The sequence below is a fragment of the Microcoleus sp. FACHB-672 genome (assembly GCF_014695725.1).
Taxonomy (GTDB): Bacteria; Cyanobacteriota; Cyanobacteriia; order Cyanobacteriales; family Oscillatoriaceae; genus FACHB-68.
Genome location: NZ_JACJOU010000033.1, coordinates 148,620 through 166,524 on the forward strand (window position 1 = coordinate 148,620; position 17,905 = coordinate 166,524).

At 46.1% G+C, this 17,905-nt stretch carries 7 protein-coding genes; 3 read left to right on the top strand and 4 right to left on the bottom strand.

Features of this window, described 5'->3' with window-relative positions:
* Positions 1-289: 289 nt before the first annotated feature.
* The 3 genes from dnaG to H6F56_RS23895 form a co-directional block, all read right to left on the bottom strand.
* On the bottom strand, positions 290-2,308 hold the full coding sequence (gene dnaG, locus H6F56_RS23885) for a DNA primase (protein WP_190673931.1): 2,019 nt from the start codon (positions 2,306-2,308) through the stop codon (positions 290-292).
* Between the two features lie 272 nt (positions 2,309-2,580).
* Complete coding sequence (locus H6F56_RS23890) at positions 2,581-4,143, bottom strand: diguanylate cyclase domain-containing protein (RefSeq protein WP_190673934.1); 1,563 nt, start codon at positions 4,141-4,143, stop codon at positions 2,581-2,583.
* Positions 4,136-12,142 carry a PAS domain S-box protein gene (locus H6F56_RS23895; protein ID WP_190673937.1) on the bottom strand — a complete coding sequence of 2,669 codons (8,007 nt, stop codon included), beginning with the start codon at positions 12,140-12,142 and terminating at the stop codon, positions 4,136-4,138. Before H6F56_RS23895 ends, H6F56_RS23890 begins: the two co-directional genes overlap by 8 nt.
* Before the next feature lie 654 nt (positions 12,143-12,796).
* Here H6F56_RS23895 and H6F56_RS23900 point away from each other — a divergent pair.
* The 3 genes from H6F56_RS23900 to H6F56_RS23910 all read left to right on the top strand — a co-directional run bounded on the left by H6F56_RS23900 (position 12,797) and on the right by H6F56_RS23910 (position 16,203).
* Positions 12,797-13,447 carry a DUF3386 domain-containing protein gene (locus tag H6F56_RS23900; RefSeq protein ID WP_190673940.1) on the top strand — a complete coding sequence of 217 codons (651 nt, stop codon included), beginning with the start codon at positions 12,797-12,799 and terminating at the stop codon, positions 13,445-13,447.
* 160 nt (positions 13,448-13,607) lie between these two features.
* On the top strand, positions 13,608-13,838 hold the full coding sequence (locus H6F56_RS23905) for a NifU family protein (RefSeq protein ID WP_190674979.1): 231 nt from the start codon (positions 13,608-13,610) through the stop codon (positions 13,836-13,838).
* 133 nt (positions 13,839-13,971) lie between these two features.
* The gene (locus H6F56_RS23910; protein ID WP_190673943.1) at positions 13,972-16,203 is read left to right on the top strand and encodes a glycoside hydrolase; all 2,232 of its coding nucleotides are present in this window, start codon (positions 13,972-13,974) and stop codon (positions 16,201-16,203) included.
* Positions 16,204-16,294: 91 nt separating this feature from the next.
* Here H6F56_RS23910 and lysS read toward each other — a convergent pair whose 3' ends face one another.
* Entirely contained in the window at positions 16,295-17,851 is a 1,557-nt protein-coding gene (lysS, locus tag H6F56_RS23915) for a lysine--tRNA ligase (protein ID WP_190673947.1), read from the bottom strand.
* Between the last annotated feature and the right edge of the window lie 54 nt (positions 17,852-17,905).

Below are 17,905 nucleotides of genomic sequence, written 5' to 3' on the forward strand. Positions count from 1 at the left end.
TGACGTTTCAAAACAGTGTATTTTTTCTGATGTCCGGATAAGTTTGTTGCAACTTCTTGCCGCAAGGAATTTCCATCCAGTTAAGGATCGAGAAACTCGTGAAACGCTTTACGGTGATTCATGATGTGGCACAGGTGATGTTTAAATCGGTAAAATCCAACCTATTAGTAAGCATTCCCGTGCCGGCATTTTCAATCCCCATTGGCGCTATCATCTGCATATGCCTAACGGCACGCTGCGCTATCATTTGCGGTTAGTAAAAACCAAACCATCGACTTTTACACAAAGTCTAAGATACAAAATTCCCGATCCAAGGCAACTGTACCAAATCAGAAAACGTAGTATGGCGCTGCCGATCTAATTCTTGAATGCGAGCTTGCTCAGCATAAAGTTGCTGTAAATAAGACTCAAAAAGATCAGGATTCGTCTTGCTGTCTGTATTGCGCCATAAATCCAGAAATAAACGATAGCGTTTCTCACACATTACCCGCTCTATAGAAGCAGCAGCAGCGCGGATAACGAGCGGAGTTCGCAAAATTTCCTGCTTCGTTCTTTCATCTAAATGAAATAGGGGAGAAATAACAGCCATATCCTCAGACAACTCCAAGCAACGATCTTGAAGTGTCGAAATAAGCTGTGCCGGTGTTGAGCCGGCAGTCGGAATCTCCGAAATCTGCCGCCATAAAAATCGATGATGAGATAAACTAAATTCTAAATCTCGTTCTTCTAAAGCATCAAGAACCGCCTGCCGATGTTCAGGGTAGTGGAGATAAATCAGCAGCAGTAAAGCTTCAGCTTTTTCTAAAAGATTGCGTTCAGAAGAAAGCGGAAGTGCTTGAGCAGGATTTGACTTTGGGGTGCCGGCACGACGCACGAAACGTCGCTTATTTTGTTGCAAGCGGCTTTCGATAAACGGCGCAAACCGACACGACTCATCATGGCTGAGAAGTTCGTCACAGTAACGAACAATTTGACTCAGAAGGTTATCCGCCAATAAAGGTTGCCGGCGAGAATCACCCTGGCTCAAAAGTTCGGCACAGCGATTGATGTAGTGAGTTAACTGATTATCATTAGAAATATTACACAATAACTTCACCATTGCCGTCGCCACTTGCTGAAACTGATCCGCTTGTGTCAAGTTGCGCTCAAGTAAAGTTTGCTGGATTTTCCAATCAAGCCACAGAGAAGCATTTGCTAAAAGTTCTCGATACTGTTCAGAAGAATAAGTTTTGAGAAATTCATCCGCATCTTTACCCTCGGGAATATTAAGAATTCGTAACTGTACTTCACCCCGATAAGCCAAATCGGCGATTTCTCCAATCGCTCGTGCTGCCGCATTCGTGCCGGCTTTATCCGCATCAAAATTAAGCACAATTTGCTTCGATTCTGTGTGGCGGAGCAACTGACGCACTTGATCGATACTGAGAGCAGTTCCCAAAGAAGCAACAACATTGGCAATACCGGCAGCGTGAAGCGCGATCGCATCAAAATATCCCTCCACCACCACCGCTTGATCTTCTTTAGAAATCGCATTTCGCGCTTTATCTAGAGCAAACAAGGTTCTGCCTTTGTCAAATAGCTCAGTTTCCGGAGAATTGAGGTATTTCGGTTGCTCATCCGTCAAAGTTCTACCGCCAAAACCAATCGTTCTTCCTTGGATGTCGTGAATGGGAATAATCAAACGCTCACGAAATCGGTCATAATAGCCGCTTCCCGACTTGCGCGGTGCAATTAAACCGGCTTGTTCCACCAACTGCACCGGCTGCTGTTTGACTTCCACCAGATAGCGGTAAAGCGTATCCCAGCCGGCAGGTGCATAACCGAGTTGAAACTGCTGAATCGTTTCTTGGCTTAGTTGCCGCTCAGATTGCAAATACTCCAGCGCCAGTTTGCCTTGAGGTTGCGTGAGCGCGTGTTGGTAAAAACTGGATGCAATTGCCAGAATTTCATACAATTGCTCTCTGATGGAAATTTGGCGCTGAAATTCCTGCCGGTGTTCGGCTTGCAGGGTTTTGATCGGCACCTGATAGCGCTTCGCCAAATCTAACACTACATCGCTATAGGATTGCTTACCCACTTCCTTAAGAAACCCAATCGCATTACCGCCGGCATTACAGCCAAAGCAGTAGTACATTTGCTTCCCAGGACTTACCGTAAAGCTAGGTGATTTTTCCTCATGGAAAGGACACAAGCCCACATAATCCTTCCCGCGCTTTCGCAGTACAACGTGTTCGGAGATAACATCGACAATATCAACGCGTTGCTTAACTTCTTCAATGGTGTCTGGATGCAGGCGGGGAATGTCCATCAGTCAAAATTATGCCAAAAAAATCACTATGCCTATTTTGACGTTTCTGCTGCCGGCAGTAAAGTCGGGCTAATTTATTTTAAAATGAATTTCCCCGCGCATCGCTTAAGAGTTAAAAGCTGCTAAAATTTTTATCTACTCAGCATTAAGTTCTTTTAAAAGGATATTTTTATCAGTCAGGCATTAAACTTTATTGAGAACTTACACGAAAGTTTAGGAATCCAATTCTCGCAATAAAGCTTAAAGTTTTATTACTAAAAAATAACGGATATTTATAATTCTAAATTATCTAAATCCAACGGTTTTAAAACTGAGCGGTTTCTTCCCTCAGCTTTAGCTTGATAAAGTGCTTTATCCGCCACAGCCATTAAAATTGAAGGGTTCAGTGGATTTTGGGGAAGTAAGCTAACAACGCCCAAACTCAAAGTCACATATTGACTGATCTCAGACTTGGCGTGATCCATCTTAAGACTTTCAACTTCATTTCGCATATTTTCAGCGATTTGTAAAGCTCCATCAGCATGGGTATTAGGCAGAATTATTACGAATTCTTCGCCGCCATAACGAGCAACTGAATCTGCTGGACGCTTGAGCACATCACTAATTGTTTGAGCGATCTTCTGCAAGCAAAAATCTCCAACTAAATGACCGTAAGTATCGTTATATTGTTTAAAATAATCTAGATCGCACAAAATTAAAGACAAGGGTAATCTCTCTCGTGCCATCCGCCGCCACTCTTGGTTCAAGGATTCATTAAACCAACGACGATTCGCAACTCCTGTCAACTCATCCACCGTTGCGAGGCGGTGCAGTTTCAGGTTAGCTTCTTTAAGAGCGGCTTCAGCTTTTTTGCGCTGAACAAGCGCACCTAATTGGGTTGCAACGGCATTAACTAGCTCAATCAGCCGCTGTTTAGGTTCAAGCTTTTCTTTCTTAAAAAAAATCAAAACAGTTAATACTTGGTTATTAAGAACAATAGGAATACCGAAGGTTGCTTTGAGTCCCGCATCTACGGCAAGAGCAGAGCGGAAAAAAACTGGGTTTTTGGCAACCGAAACATCTTCTATCCACTCCGGTTGTTTGGATACCCAAATTCGCCCTGGCAGTCCTGCATTTGGAGCATACGTCAACTTCTTGCTCTCAAGTTGAAATTTTTCTAGGTTCGCTTCGCTAGAATACCAAGCTCGGCTGTATTCTAAAACCTCCCGTTCCTCCTGGGGAATCCAAGCTTCTCCTAAATCCCAACCTATGGTTTCGCAAACTTGGCGAAGAGTCACTTCTAAAGCCGAGGGAAAATCTTCCGAGGCGCTAATCGCTTGCGTTATCTTCAGTAAGAGATTGGTTTCCGCTTCAGCGCGTTGGCGTTTTTTAATTTCTTGTTGTAAGCACTTTTTTTGTTCAGTGAGCTTTTGTGTTTGCCGCTGGAGTTGAATATAAAAATCTCGAATCGTCAATTGACTTTTAACGCGAGCTAAAACCTCTGCCGCCTGAAAAGGTTTCGTAATGTAGTCCACTCCACCGGCCTCAAAGGCTTTAACCTTATCAAAGATATCATCTAGTGCGCTGATAAAAATTACTGGGATTTTGGCTGTTAGTGGGTTCTCCTTCAGCAACCGGCAGAGTTCATAGCCATCCAAATCTGGCATCAAAATGTCTAGTAAAATCAGAGCCGGTGGAGCAGTTTGCGCGACTTTTAAAGCCAGATTTCCGTTAATCACCTTTCTAACTTGATATCCTTGCTCAGCAAGTATCGTAGACAAAACTCTTAGGTTGTCTGCGCTATCATCAACGATGAGAACATCTTCAACACAAATTGGTATGTGGTTACTACTCATGAGTACATTCTTGAGTCACATCAAAAAGCAGATCCAAACGAAAATTATTGAGCAAATCTGTAAGAGTATGTGCTAAAGAAGCTTCAGCAGCAGGAATGTGTTCGATCAGCTTCAAAATTAAGGCTTCATCAGCACACAGTATTGCTTGGTGTAGCTGCGCTATCCACTCAGGAGACATGACGCTCAAATCTTGCGGGGTAAGTTTTCTGGGCGCTTCTAACTGAAGGGAATCGCTTTGCTCGTCTTCTTCGTAGATATAGCGTACTCCGAGGTGTTGAGCTATCTTGTCAAACAGTTGCGACTCCCGGAAAGGTTTATGCATGAAGTCGTCGCAACCGGCAGCCAAAATCTTAGCTTGCTGTTCCTCAAAAGCGTTAGCGGTTAAAGCAATAATTTTAGTTTTACCGGCAGATGAGGTGCCGGCTAGGGACGAGCGATTATTCTCTTCTACACCTCCACTTTGCTGTTCCAAAGCTTTAATTTTTCTAGCCGCTTTGTAGCCGTCCATAACTGGCATTCGCATATCCATCCAGATCAGGTGCGGTTTCCAAGTTGACCACAAAGCAATTGCTTCTTCACCGTTAACCGCTTCTCGCACTTGAAATCCTAAAGGTTCAAGTAATTGTAATAGCAGCTGACGGTTCTCTTGGACATCCTCAACTACCAGCATACGGTAGGTTGGCTGGTTTGGCTCTAACCCAATCACCCGCTGGCTACTTGATAAACTTTTTTCATCAGCTTCAGGCACCTCGTTCACCAGAACATCAAATGTAAAAATTGTCCCTTTGGCAACTTGACTGCTGACTGCAATCTTTCCCCCCATCATCTGGACAAATTGCCGACTGAGCGGTAAACCTAACCCCGTTCCTTGCATTGATTTGCGACCCGTCTCTGTTTGGACGAAGGCGTTAAATAAACTGCCAATTTCATCGGAAGCAATCCCAGGGCCGGTGTCTTCAACTTCAAAGAATAAACAAGTTTCAAGTTTTGGATTTTGGCCATGAGATTTTCCTAGCCTCGAACCCCTCGCTTCTAACATTTCACGCCTTTTCACGCGCAGTGCCACATGACCAAAATTCGTGAATTTAATCGCATTTCCCAGCAGGTTAATTAAAACTTGACGCAACTTATTTTCATCAGTTTGCACGTATTGAGGAATATTTGATGCCCGTTCAAAGATTAGCTGTAACCCTTTAGACGTCGCTTTGAGTTTAAGCATCTGTTCTAAATCGTCAAGTAGCTCATATAGGTCAAAGCGATTTTTATTAAGAGTGACCTGACCGGCTTCAATTTTGGCCATTGACAGAATATCGTTGATTAAACTGAGCAAATGTTCACCACTGCGATTGATGATTTTTAACTGCTCTTTTTGGTCAACGGAAAGAGAATGGCGGCGAACCATTACCTGACTAAAACCAAGAATGGCGTTGAGAGGGGTACGCAGTTCGTGGCTCATGTTAGACAAAAAGCGGCTTTTAGCAATGGATGCGGCTTGGGCGGCTTGGAGTGCTTTTTGCAAGGCGGCTTCTGCCTCTCTGCGATCACTGACATCTATCGCGTGGCCGACTGCTCGAATGGCTTGTCCGTCTGCATCCCTGGCGATTGTCCCATAATCTGATAGGTAAACGTAGTGACCGGCTCGATGGCGAAGCCGATATTCCAGCACGTAGTTATTTTGAGTTTTACTGGCAAATGCTTCGGATAGGTGCTGGGAAACGTTGGCTAAATCTTCTGGGTGGACGTGTTTGCTCCACCAATCAATTTTAGCTTCGGCTTCTTCGGGGTGATATCCAACGGCTTCAAATAATCCCTGCGTCCTTAAAACGATATTCTGTTTGAGATCCCAGTCGTAGATAAATCCTTTAACTGCTGATGCTGCTAGCTGAAAACGTTCGTTGCTTTGTTGCAGGGCTTGCTCCATTTGCTTGCGGTCGGTAATATCAAAAGCTAAACCCTGAAGCACTTGAGTCTGTCCGCCGGCAGAAAGAACGAGATGGGCACGATCTCTAATCCAGATCGTTTTGCCATTGCTAGTAATCATGCGATATTCGATACTCAATGGTTCTCCCGTCGAAATCGCAGTATTTACAGCTTGCCAAACCCGATGGCGATCTTCTGGATGCACAAAATCAGCCCAACTATTAAAGAAGCCAGGAGACCATTCTTCGGGAGAAATCTCTAGCAATTGTTGCAGTTGAGGGCTGATATAAGCTTGCTCAGTCGTTGCTGCAATCGGAGAAATATAAACAACGCCTGGAATTTGTTCGATTAAGGTGCGATATTTATGCTCTGCCTGTTTGAGCTTTTCTTCTACTTGTTTGCGATCCGAGATATCTAAGATCACGCCATGCCAAACTTTAGAGCCATCTTCACGGTCTTCAATTTGGGCTTGGACACGTACCCATTTTTGTTTTCCAGAAGGCGCAATATTGCGCCATTCAGAAGTGAGCGGTTGCATATTTTCAAGGGCATCAAAAATTGCTGCTTCAAACTTGGGTCGATGCTCAGGAGCAACTTGATTCTCCAGAAGATTTCGATCTTCTAGTACCTGCTCCGGCTCAAGTTCAAATAAGTCTCGGCAACCGGCACTAACATATTCAAACTTAGCCGAACCATCAGGATAGTATCCGAAGGAGTAAAGGGTTCCCGGAACGCTGCTGGTTAAGTGTTTGAGCCGGCTTTCGCTTAACTGGAGCGCCTCTTCTGCCCATTTGCGCTCGCTGATGTCCTCAACAATGTACGACAATCTCGGACGACCGCTAGGGCCGGTTCCAATCGGGCAAACGCTGGCAGAGAGCCATTTTTGTCCGGTTGGAGTCTCGTGAGCATATTCAAATCGCACGGCAGCTTGAGTGTGTAAAGCTTCTCGGTAGTGATCGAGCCACTGTTGTAGGTGTGCTGCCGGCACGCCCATCTCAGTTGCAAACCGATTTTTCATCTGTTCTTGGGTACTCCCGAAGAACCGCGCCGTTGTTAGGTTATCGGAAAGATGTAGAATGTCGTCGTCATATAGCTCAACAATACCCATCATCATTGAGCCGCTGTCAAAGAAGCTGCGAAGCGTTGATTCGCTGTGTCGCAGCGCTTCTTCGGTTCGTTTCAGTTCGGTAATATCGGTTGAGATCCCACAAAGGCCGTAAATACTGCCATCGGCACGTCTTAGGGGAACTTTCACTGTCCAATAGTAATGAACCTCCCCAGAGTATTTCACGATAGCAACTTCCTGGGATTGCCACACCTCAGCGCTCTCAAGAACCTGTAAATCACTTTCTCGCAAGCGTTGAGCTGTTTCTGCTGCAAAAAACTTGGAATTATCTGCGCCAATAATTTCTTCTTTCCTGCAGCCGAATAATTCCAAGATCGAACGGTTGGCGTAGGTGTAGCGACTATCTAAGTCCTTAATGAAAATATAAGCGCCGGCGTTATCAAAAATACTCGATAGCATCGCTTCGCTTTCCCGAAGCGCTTCTTCCATTTCCTTGCGTTCAGTGATATCTCGTCCAACCCCTTGAAACTCTAGGAGTTGACCCTCTTCGTCGAATATTCCTCGGTTAATCCACTGCGTCCAACGCACCTGTTGTCCCTTGGCAATGACTCGATGTTCGATAATCACGAGCGGATTATCAACGCTAAGGGTCTTAATCAGTCTTACGACTTTTTCCCGGTCTTCCTCAAACACATCAGGTTCAAAGCAGTGACCGACGAGTTCTTCGCGTGTCTTCCCATAGAATCGACAGAAAGCTTCGTTGACAAACCTTAAGATTCCATCGGGTGAGGCGCGACCGATCAGTTCCGTTTGATCTTCAATAATCGCAAGATAACGCGCTTCGCTTTGCCGCAGTGCCTCTTCTGCCTGCTTGCGAGCGGTAATATCAGCGAATGAGCTGACAACTGCATAGGGAAGCGGTGCGCCGGCTCGAAATAAAGGGCGGGAATTAATCGAAATCCAGGTAAAACTCCCATCCGGTTTGTGGACTCCCATCACCACGTTAGAGCAAGCTTTGCCGGTTCGCAGCGTCACCATTGCCGGGTGTTCCTCTCCTGGGAAAGGCGAACCATCTTCGTGAAGCGCTCGCCAAGCCGGATCGAGGCAAGTTCGCCCCATCATTTGCTGGCGAGATAAACCCAAAATGCCGTGGGCGCTGAGATTACACGTACTAATTGCACCGGCGGCGTCTTGCAAGACAATACCCTCTGCCATCGCTGCGATTACAGTCCGGTAGCGTTCTTCGCTCTCTTCTAGGGCGGCTTGCGCTCGCTTGCGCTCGGTAATATCGCGCACGAGACACACGACCTCACCGGCATTGCTTTTCATGATGCGCGTCTCGTAGCTGTGCATTCCATCGGGTTTTTTGAGGTCGTGTTCGTAAATTTGGAGCGTTCCGGTTGCCACTGCTGCCTGAAAACGTTCCAGCAGGCCGGTTTTAAGGGCTTTGGGAAAGGGGGTGTCCTGTATTTTTTTGCCAATGAGTGCTTCGCGCGGTAGCAGCAAGGAACTCTCATTTCCCGCGATATCTAGATAAGTACCATCGACCCGATACCGAACCATCAAATCGGGTATCGCCCTCAAAAGTGCCTGCATTCGTTCTTCACTTTGCCGCAGTGCTGCTTCTGCCTTTTTGATTTCGGTAATATCTGTGGAAATCCCGCAAATGGCATAAATATCGCCATCGTAATTTTTTAAAGGAACTTTGGTAGATAAATAGTTATGAAGCTCTCCGTGACGATCAATTCCAGCTTCTTCAAAGCGATGGACGACCCCAGTTTTTATTACCTGAGCGTTATTTTCTCTGTAATTTACAGCGAACTCTTCTCCAAAAAAATCACGATCATTCGCTCCAACAATTTCAGCTTCACCGCAACCAAAAAGCTCCGCAGTTGATCGATTTACATAGGTGTAGGTGCCATTCAAATCCTTGATATAAATACAAGCACCTGCGTTATCTAAGATCGCTGATAGTTTGGTTTCGCTGCGTCGTAATTGGGCTTCTATTTGCTTGCGTTCCTCAATTTCAAGCTCTAAATAAGTATTCATTCGGCTAAGTGCCGCCGTGCGTTCTTGCACCTGATTTTCTAAAGCTTGATTGTAATCTTTTAAAAGTTGTTCTGCTTGTTTTCGCTCCGTAATCTCCGTAATGGTGCCGATGTAACCGATGATATTTCTGTCAGCATCTTTTTCTGCAATCGCCTGTCCCAACACCCAGATAACGCTCCCATCAGGTCGCCGAAAGCGGTGTTCGCAGTGATAGGGAATGCCCTGTTGGACAAAGCTCAACCATGCGGCTATCGTGCGATCACGATCATCCGGATGTATCGCTGTCGTCCAGCCGGCTCCTATTGATTCTTCTAGGCTAAGTCCGATCATTTGAGAACTGCGTTCGTTGCTGTACACGCAATTGCCTTGAGTATCGGTGCGGAATATTCCAACCGGCGCGGTTTTCGCTAAAGTAGCAAAGCGCTGTTCGCTTTGCAGCAATGCTTTTTCTGCTTCTTTGCGTTTGGTGATGTCAATAGCGATGCCGGTGAGAAACCAGTAATCCTCAGATTCGTATTTTTTGGCAACCAAAGTGTTACCTAACCAGCACCAATTCCCATCTTTCCGGCGAAATCGATACTCTAGGGTTATTTGGCGTCCAGCATACAAATCTTCCATCGCCGGCTGAACGATCGTCTCGATATCTTCAGCATGAATTCGAGAAAACCACAGACTCGAATCGACAGCCAATAATTCTTCACCCTTGTAGCCCAAAATTTCCTCTGCATTCGGAGAATAGTACTCATATTTCCAAGGTTTTTCAGGATGGATGCGTGCAGAGCAAATGAAAGCGCCTGTATTGCCAAGCACTCCTTTGAGTCTGGCTTCTGACGCTTGCAGAGCAAATTGTGTTTGTTTGCGATCACTAATCTCCAGCCGCAACTCCTTATTGGCTATTACGAGTTGCGCTGTGCGTTCTTTTACCCTCACTTCTAACTCGTTGCGAGCCTGTTTCAGAGCTGCTTCTGCTAAGTTGCGTTCGCGAAGCGCAGCTTGCCGGTCGGTGATATCGCGAGCGATCGCCAAAACCGATTGCACTGAGCCATCACTGCCAAACTCAGGCACCACGCGAGAAGCATAATAACTTAGCCCTGTAATCGATGGAATCTCATATTCAATAACTTGCTCTTGGCCTGTTTCAAATACTCGCTGAATGGCTGTTTGCCAAAGATTAACCAACGCTTCGGGTGCGCCAAATTCCTCAACAGTTTTACCGATAAACGCTGCGGGAGCAATGCCGGATTGTCGTTCAACCGTAGGGTTAATGTAGAGATACCGGCATTCGCGATCCAATCGCATGATAATGTCGGGGGCATTTTCGACTAAAGCGCGGAACTCTTGTTCTCGCTGTTGCAGGGCCGCCTCTGCTTTTTTTCGAGCGGTAATATTAATCGCTACTCCGCCAACTAACACTTGCCCCGATGAACTTGGCAGCGGAAACTTGTAAACCAAAAACTCGCCAATGCTGCCGTCCGGAAGGGGACTGTGCTCAATTGCTTCGAGCGCTTGATTGGTTTCTACAACTTTGCGAATATTTTTTAAATATTCCTGTCTGAACTCAGATGGATAAATGGTGAGGTCTGTTTTGCCAACTGAATAATTTGCCGGCAAGTTAAACATACGGAAATAGCTTTGACTGGCGTAGAGAATTTTCCCATCTGCATTTGTAATCCAAGCAGCCGCAGGACTATGGTCCATAAATGCCTGGAAGCGGGCTTCACTTTCTTGCAAGGCGGCTTCTGCTCGTTTGCTATCACTAATGTCACGCAGAAAGACAGTAAAAACTTTTTCTCCAGCTAATTCCAATTGAGAAATCAAGGCTTCAGCTGGGAATTCCGTGCCATCTTTACGACAACCGGCAATCTCGCCGCGCTTACCCATTTTTCTTGCTGGGTTAGTAATTTTGCCAAATTGCTCTATATGCCGGTGATGACTTGCCGCAAAGCGTTCTGGTAAAAGCCGGTCGAGGGTCTGATCTAGCATTTCCTCGGCAGTATAGCCAAAAATCCGTTCCGCCCCCTGGTTAAATAGGGTAATGCGTTGGCTGGAATCTACTGAGATAATTGCCTCATCGGCAATATCTAGAACCCCAGAAAGACGTGCTTGGGATGCCCGCAGTGCTTCTTCTGCTCGATAGCGCTCGGTAACATCTTCAAATAGATAAAGGTGACCGAAATAGCGTTCGCTTTCGTCGCGAATTTGTGTCGAGAACCGACGAATTGTGCGCCCATCGTTAAAAGGAATTTCATCTTCAACAACGTCTCGATTTTCTTCGCTTTGCAGCGGGTTACAAAATTCGCCGCAAGCAAGAATATCTGTAAAGGAAGGCAAACAGTCAGGAATGATGTCGTTGTGTTTGAGTTGACTGCGCTGCATTCGTTCTTCTAGATGTTCGATGCTCCAGATTTTACAGAAGCGGTGGTTGAAGTAGAGAATTTTATCGGTGCGATTATCTACGGCGTAAAAAGCAAGTGGCGAAGCATTAGTCATTGAGCGCAGCAAGGTTTCTTTCCAGCGCAGTTCTTCTTCAGCCCGCTTGCGTTCGCCAATTTGACGCTCCAATTCTCGGTTAGCTGCTTCCAACTGTGCAGGGCTAGGGAGAGCAAGTACCTTGGGCACTAATTGCAGCATCTCAACAGCCGTTAAGAAAGAAATGAAGGCGGTGATGGCTTTGAGGCATCCACTCAGCCAATAGGTGGGATGCCAAAGCGTCCAAATCTCCATCAGGTGAGTGCTGCCACAAGCGACGATGAAGGTGCTAAATAGCAGAAATATCCGGGGGTAGGGCAAATCTTGTCGCTTACGAACAAAATAGAGTAGGGTGATGGGGATTGAATAATAGGCTAGGGCGATAATTAAGTCGGAAGCGATATGAAGCCCTACCAACCCAGGCTTCCAGAGGTAGCAATGTCCCTGGGGGAGAAATGGTTGCCAAGCGAAAAGGTTTTTGAATAATTCCAACATTTTATTTTTTTTAGAAGTATTAATCAGGCAGAAAAGTCAATGGGATGTTGCTGTGAAGATAGGTTCATACAACTTAAGAGCCGGCAAGCTCAACTTTACAGCTTTCTAATTCCTACCTCTCAGACTGCATTACTTAAAGGAAAAATTTATTAAGACCAGTATAATTAACTGTTTTGTAAAACTGCAACACGATTCTGTTATTTTACCTAGACCTCAAGCATAAAGTTCAGATAAATGTCATTTTTTGTTGTAAAATATTATAAATTTAAATAGCTACTTTTACAATAAAGTTTTATTTTTATAAATAGATATTGCACAATCTAAAACTAAAAATTACGGCAATAAATAATAATAATAAAACAAAGAAGTTAATATTTAAATTGTGGTAATAATTAAACAGCTTTAAGAAGCTATGACTACAATTTTACTAAACGATTTTTATGGAAATTTTTGCCGATTCTCACCGATAGTACCTATAGGGCAAGGGTGAGATAAATTTGCCGGCCACTTATCAATGACTTGACCTTTTAGACGCTACAGCAACTATAGAGGCAGGAAACCCTATCAGCGAGGATGGGAATACCACACCCTTAGCCAGTACGCCTGGGTGGGGAAGATGTCAAACTGGTAAGTGTTGATACACAGAGGAATTCTATGACCGAGCAAACGAATGCTCGTGAGCTATTTCGAGCTGCTTACGAAAACCGCTACACCTGGGATGGGAACTTTCCCGGCTACACGGCTGATATCGTACTCAAGCAGGGTGATGAAGTTTATCACGGCAAGATCGCCATCAAGCCTGATATGAGTGTCGAAGTCACCGGCATTGAAGACGACGAGGTGAAACAAAGCGTCTACACCCAACTACGCGACATCGTCACCCACCGCAAACGCAGTAATTTCGAGCAATCTCACGGAAAAAACACCTTTAGTGCGGGTGAAGCTGACAACACCGGCGCACTCGAAATCTTGGTCAAAGGTGACGCGATGGGATCAAATTACAAGATCCGAGGCACCGAAATTTGCCAAGTCAGCCGAGTCATGGGACGGATGGCATTCACCATCGACACCCACGAAAGCTTGGATACTGGGGAGGGCTACGCCGCAAGCCGGTATGATGCCATTTTCCGCAATCCCCAGACCAATGACACCATCAAAGAACTGCAATTTGAAGACAGCTACGAGAAAATTGGCAATTACTATGTAATGACCCGTCAGGTGATTCATTCCAAAGAAAATGGCCAAGTAACGACCACCGAGTTCAACTTCTCGAACGTGAAACTGCTCGAACCGGCAGCCGTTTAATTTGAACGCTCGTAGGGGGGTAAGCGCAGCGTGCCATAGCAAGAGCGCAGATAGTTGCCGTCGCTCTTGCTTCCCTCTCCTACTCTTCCTACGCCCACGTTGGGAGAACAAAGGTAAAATGACCAATAGAGCAAGATTTTCCGAGGACACCATGAACACACTGGAACTAACCCCAGACAACGTAGAAACTGTTTTGGATGAACTGCGTCCCTACCTGATGGCTGATGGTGGCAACGTTGAGCTAGTTGAATTAGACGGCCCGATTGTCAAACTGCGCTTGCAAGGAGCCTGCGGTTCCTGTCCTAGCTCTACAATGACCTTGAGAATGGGCATTGAGCGGAAATTGCGTGAAATGATCCCAGAAATTGCCGAAGTCGAGCAAGTGTTCTAGTTATCGCTCATCACTTATTTGTCAACAGCAAACGACAAATGACAAGCCATAAAAGATAACTGACAGCTGAAAACTGATACATTGAACAGGGAGAGGTAAAAGCTTTTCCCTGTTTGTTTTTAAGCTGAAACCTATGCCCCATCCCCTCTACATTGCGTTTATCTGGCATCAACATCAGCCGCTCTACAAAAATCGCAGCAACGGTCAATACCGGCTGCCTTGGGTACGGCTGCACGGGACAAAAGATTACCTGGATCTCGTATTATTGCTAGAGCGCTATCCCAAACTGCATCAAACGGTGAACCTTGTTCCCTCCTTGATTTTGCAGTTAGAGGATTACATCGACGGCACTGCACTCGACCCTTACCTGACAGCAGCGCTAACGCCAACGGAACAGCTCAACACCGAACAAAAGCAATTCATCATTGAGCATTTCTTTGACGCCAATCACCACACCTTAATTGATCCCCACCCCCGCTACGCCGAACTCTACCATCAACGACAAGACAAGGGCTGGCCGTGGTGCTTAGACAATTGGAACGCGCAAGATTATAGCGATTTGTTGGCTTGGCATAACTTAGCTTGGATTGATCCCCTGTTTTGGGATGATCCAGAAATCGCGCAGTGGTTAGAGCAAGGCAAGAACTTTACCTTAAGTGATCGGCAGCGAATTTATTCCAAACAGCGAGACATTCTCCGCCGCATCGTCCCGCAACACCGGCAGATGCAACAAGCTGGTCAGTTGGAGGTAACAACAACGCCCTACACCCACCCGATTTTACCCTTACTAGCGGATACAGATGCCGGTCGGGTGGCGGTGCCGCACATGACCTTACCGCAACACCGTTTCCAGTGGGAAGAAGATATTCCCCGGCACTTGCAGAAAGCTTGGGATATGTATACCGACCGCTTCGGTCAAGCGCCGCGCGGATTATGGCCCTCAGAGCAGTCTGTCAGTCCCCAAATTTTGCCCTATATTGCAAAGCAAGGGTTTAACTGGATTTGCTCGGATGAAGCGGTGCTCGGTTGTACCCTCAAAACCTTTTTCCACCGGGATGGTGTGGGGAATGTCTGCGAACCGGAGTTACTTTACCGGCCTTATCGCTTAGAAACGCCTCACGGGGATCTCGCCATTGTATTTAGAGATCACCGGCTTTCCGATTTGATCGGCTTTACTTATAGCGCGATGGAACCGAAACGGGCCGCAGCCGATTTGGTTGGCCATTTGGAAGCCATTTCACGAACCCTGAAATATCGACAACCGGGTGACGGCACAGCTTTAGAACAACCCTGGTTGGTGACAATTGCCTTAGATGGGGAAAATTGCTGGGAATTCTATCAGCAGGATGGGAAACCGTTCTTAGAACAGCTTTATCAAACCCTGAGTGATGCGCCGGATCTAAAACTGGTGACGGTTTCCGAGTTTATTGAGCAATTCCCGCCGACGGAAAAACTGCCGACAGATCGTCTGCATAGCGGTTCCTGGGTGGATGGCAACTTTACCACTTGGATCGGCGATCCCGCAAAAAATCGGGCTTGGGATTTACTGACACAAGCGCGGCAGGTACTCGCCAACCATCCACAGGCGACGGAAGAAAACAATCCAGAAGCCTGGGAAGCGCTGTATGCGGCGGAGGGTTCTGACTGGTTCTGGTGGTTTGGAGCCGGCCATTCCTCAAACCAAGATGCGATTTTTGACCAGCTGTTCCGCGAACATTTAGCGGCGATTTATCAAGCGTTGAATGAGCCGATTCCCCCTGAGTTGATGCGTGCAGTGGAGATCCACGAAAATCAGGGGGATCACCGGCCACAAAGCTTTATTCATCCTGTTATCGATGGGGTGGGGGATGAGCAAGATTGGGATAAGGCCGGCCGGCTCGATATTGGTGGCGCACGGGGAACGATGCACCGCAGTTCAGCGGTTCAGCGGCTGTGGTATGGGGTGGATCACTTAAATTTCTATCTGCGGCTAGATTTCAAAAGTGGCACGCAACCGGGCAAGGATTGTCCCTCAGAGCTGAATTTGCTGTGGTACTATCCGGATCGGACAATGCACAACAGTCGTGCGCCTCTGGCAGATATCCCCGATGAAGCGCCGGTGAATTATGGGTTTCACCATCATTTAGGGATTAATTTGGTAACGCAAACCGCTTGGTTTCAAGAAGCCGGTGAACACCATAAGTGGCATCCCCGTGCCGGTCGTGCTCAGGTGGCTCTAGATAAGTGTTTGGAAATCGCAATTCCGTGGGCCGATTTGCCAATGAATCCAGATTGGTCACTGCGATTGGTTTTAATGCTTTCCGATGCTGGTCGTTTTCAAGATTATGTGCCGGAGAATTCCTTAATTCCGATTGAGATGCCGTAGCGTTTAAGTTGTTGTCTAATAAAACGCCTGGGAATCAAATCCCAGGCGGACTACTGGCTAAGCGAGAGTACAGTAGAATTCTTAAACCGGCCTAAGAATCCTTCACAGGTCTCATGGTGGGGAACATCACGACATCTCGGATACTTTGCGTATTTGTTAACAGCATCACAAGGCGATCAACTCCAATTCCCATGCCGGCACAATTCGGCATTCCTAAAGATAAAGCTTCGATAAAATCTTCATCCATTGGATGCGCTTCATCATCACCGGCATTCTTTTGCGCGAGTTGTTCTTCAAATCGCTTTCTTTGCTCTTTCGGATCGTTCAACTCTGAAAATCCATTGGAATATTCAGTGCCGGCGATAAATAATTCAAACCGCTCAACATAACCCGGTTTGCTGCGATGTCCCTTCGCCAGGGGACTGACTTCTACGGGGAAATCGATGATAAACGTTGGCTGAATTAATGTTGATTCAACTAGCTTATCAAAGACGGCATAGAGAACATAACCTAAGCTTTGTTTCTCTAACTTAGAAAGGTTAAGTCCGCGTTCTTCCGCTGCTTTGATGGCTGCGGGTAAATCTAAAACCTCAAAATCTAAGCCGGTTTCATCCTTAACCGCTTCAACCATTGTTTTGACTTGCCAATGCTTGCCGGCAAACCCCGGATATTTGTCACTGTAATCGTATTGCCGGTTTAAGCTAATCGTTTGTCCCTGATATTCAATTTCTGTTTGCTCACCAAAAACAACCGTAGCAGCATGACACATGACATCTTCTACCACTGCTAAAATATCGAAGTAATCTGCATAAGCCTGATAAACTTCCAATCCTGTAAATTCAGGATTATGTGTGCTGTCAACGCCTTCGTTTCTAAACACTCTACCCAATTCAAAAACCCGCTCAAATCCGCCACAAACTGCCCTTTTTAAAAACAATTCTGGGGCAATTCGTAGATATAAATCCACATCTAGGGCGTTATGATGGGTGATGAAAGGTCTAGCCGCTGCGCCGCCATAAATCGCTTGCAAAATTGGAGTTTCAATTTCATAGAAATTAGCGTCAACTAAGTAAGCGCGAATGCTTTGAATGATGCGGCTGCGGAGTTGAAAGCGGTTGAAAGATTCTAAGTTGCCGGCGAGATCCATTTCCCGATGCCGGCGGCACGTTTCCGGGTCATTTACACCGTAATAAGCATCAGGAAAGGGGATGGTTGCTTTTGACAAAACATCCAATTCTTTAACCTGAATTGAAAGTTCTCCCCGCTTGGTACGACAGCCAATTCCAACGGCGCCGGCGAAATCTCCGACATCAAGCAGTTTTTTAATTTGGTCAAAAGATAAGCCGGGATTGCCAGTAACTTCGTTCTTTTCGATCTTCAGTTGAATCTTGCCGGTGGCATCGGTTAAGTCGATAAAGCAAATTTTGCCACTATCCCGTTTTGAAGTGATGCGTCCTGAAACCCGAAGTTGGCGTTCTTCGGGGTCTGTTTCTTCATTTTGTAGTTCGTTTCCTGGCTGACTAAATAAATCGTGAACTTGCTGTGTTGTGTGCGACCGCTGATAAGATTGGCTGGGATAAGGTTCTATCCCTTGCGCTCGCAGTTCATCTACTTTTTGCGCTCGAACTTCCGCTTCACTCCGAGTCATTCCCTGGCATCCTGTGTTAAGTCAAACATAAAATTATAGCAGCTTAGGGCAAGA

Coding starts and splice junctions, on each gene's coding strand:
- dnaG (WP_190673931.1), bottom strand. CDS start 2,308: ATGGACATTCCCCGCCTGCATCCAGACACCATTGAAGAAGTTAAGCAA.
- H6F56_RS23890 (WP_190673934.1), bottom strand. CDS start 4,143: ATGAGTAGTAACCACATACCAATTTGTGTTGAAGATGTTCTCATCGTT.
- H6F56_RS23895 (WP_190673937.1), bottom strand. CDS start 12,142: ATGTTGGAATTATTCAAAAACCTTTTCGCTTGGCAACCATTTCTCCCC.
- H6F56_RS23900 (WP_190673940.1), top strand. CDS start 12,797: ATGACCGAGCAAACGAATGCTCGTGAGCTATTTCGAGCTGCTTACGAA.
- H6F56_RS23910 (WP_190673943.1), top strand. CDS start 13,972: ATGCCCCATCCCCTCTACATTGCGTTTATCTGGCATCAACATCAGCCG.
- lysS (WP_190673947.1), bottom strand. CDS start 17,851: ATGACTCGGAGTGAAGCGGAAGTTCGAGCGCAAAAAGTAGATGAACTG.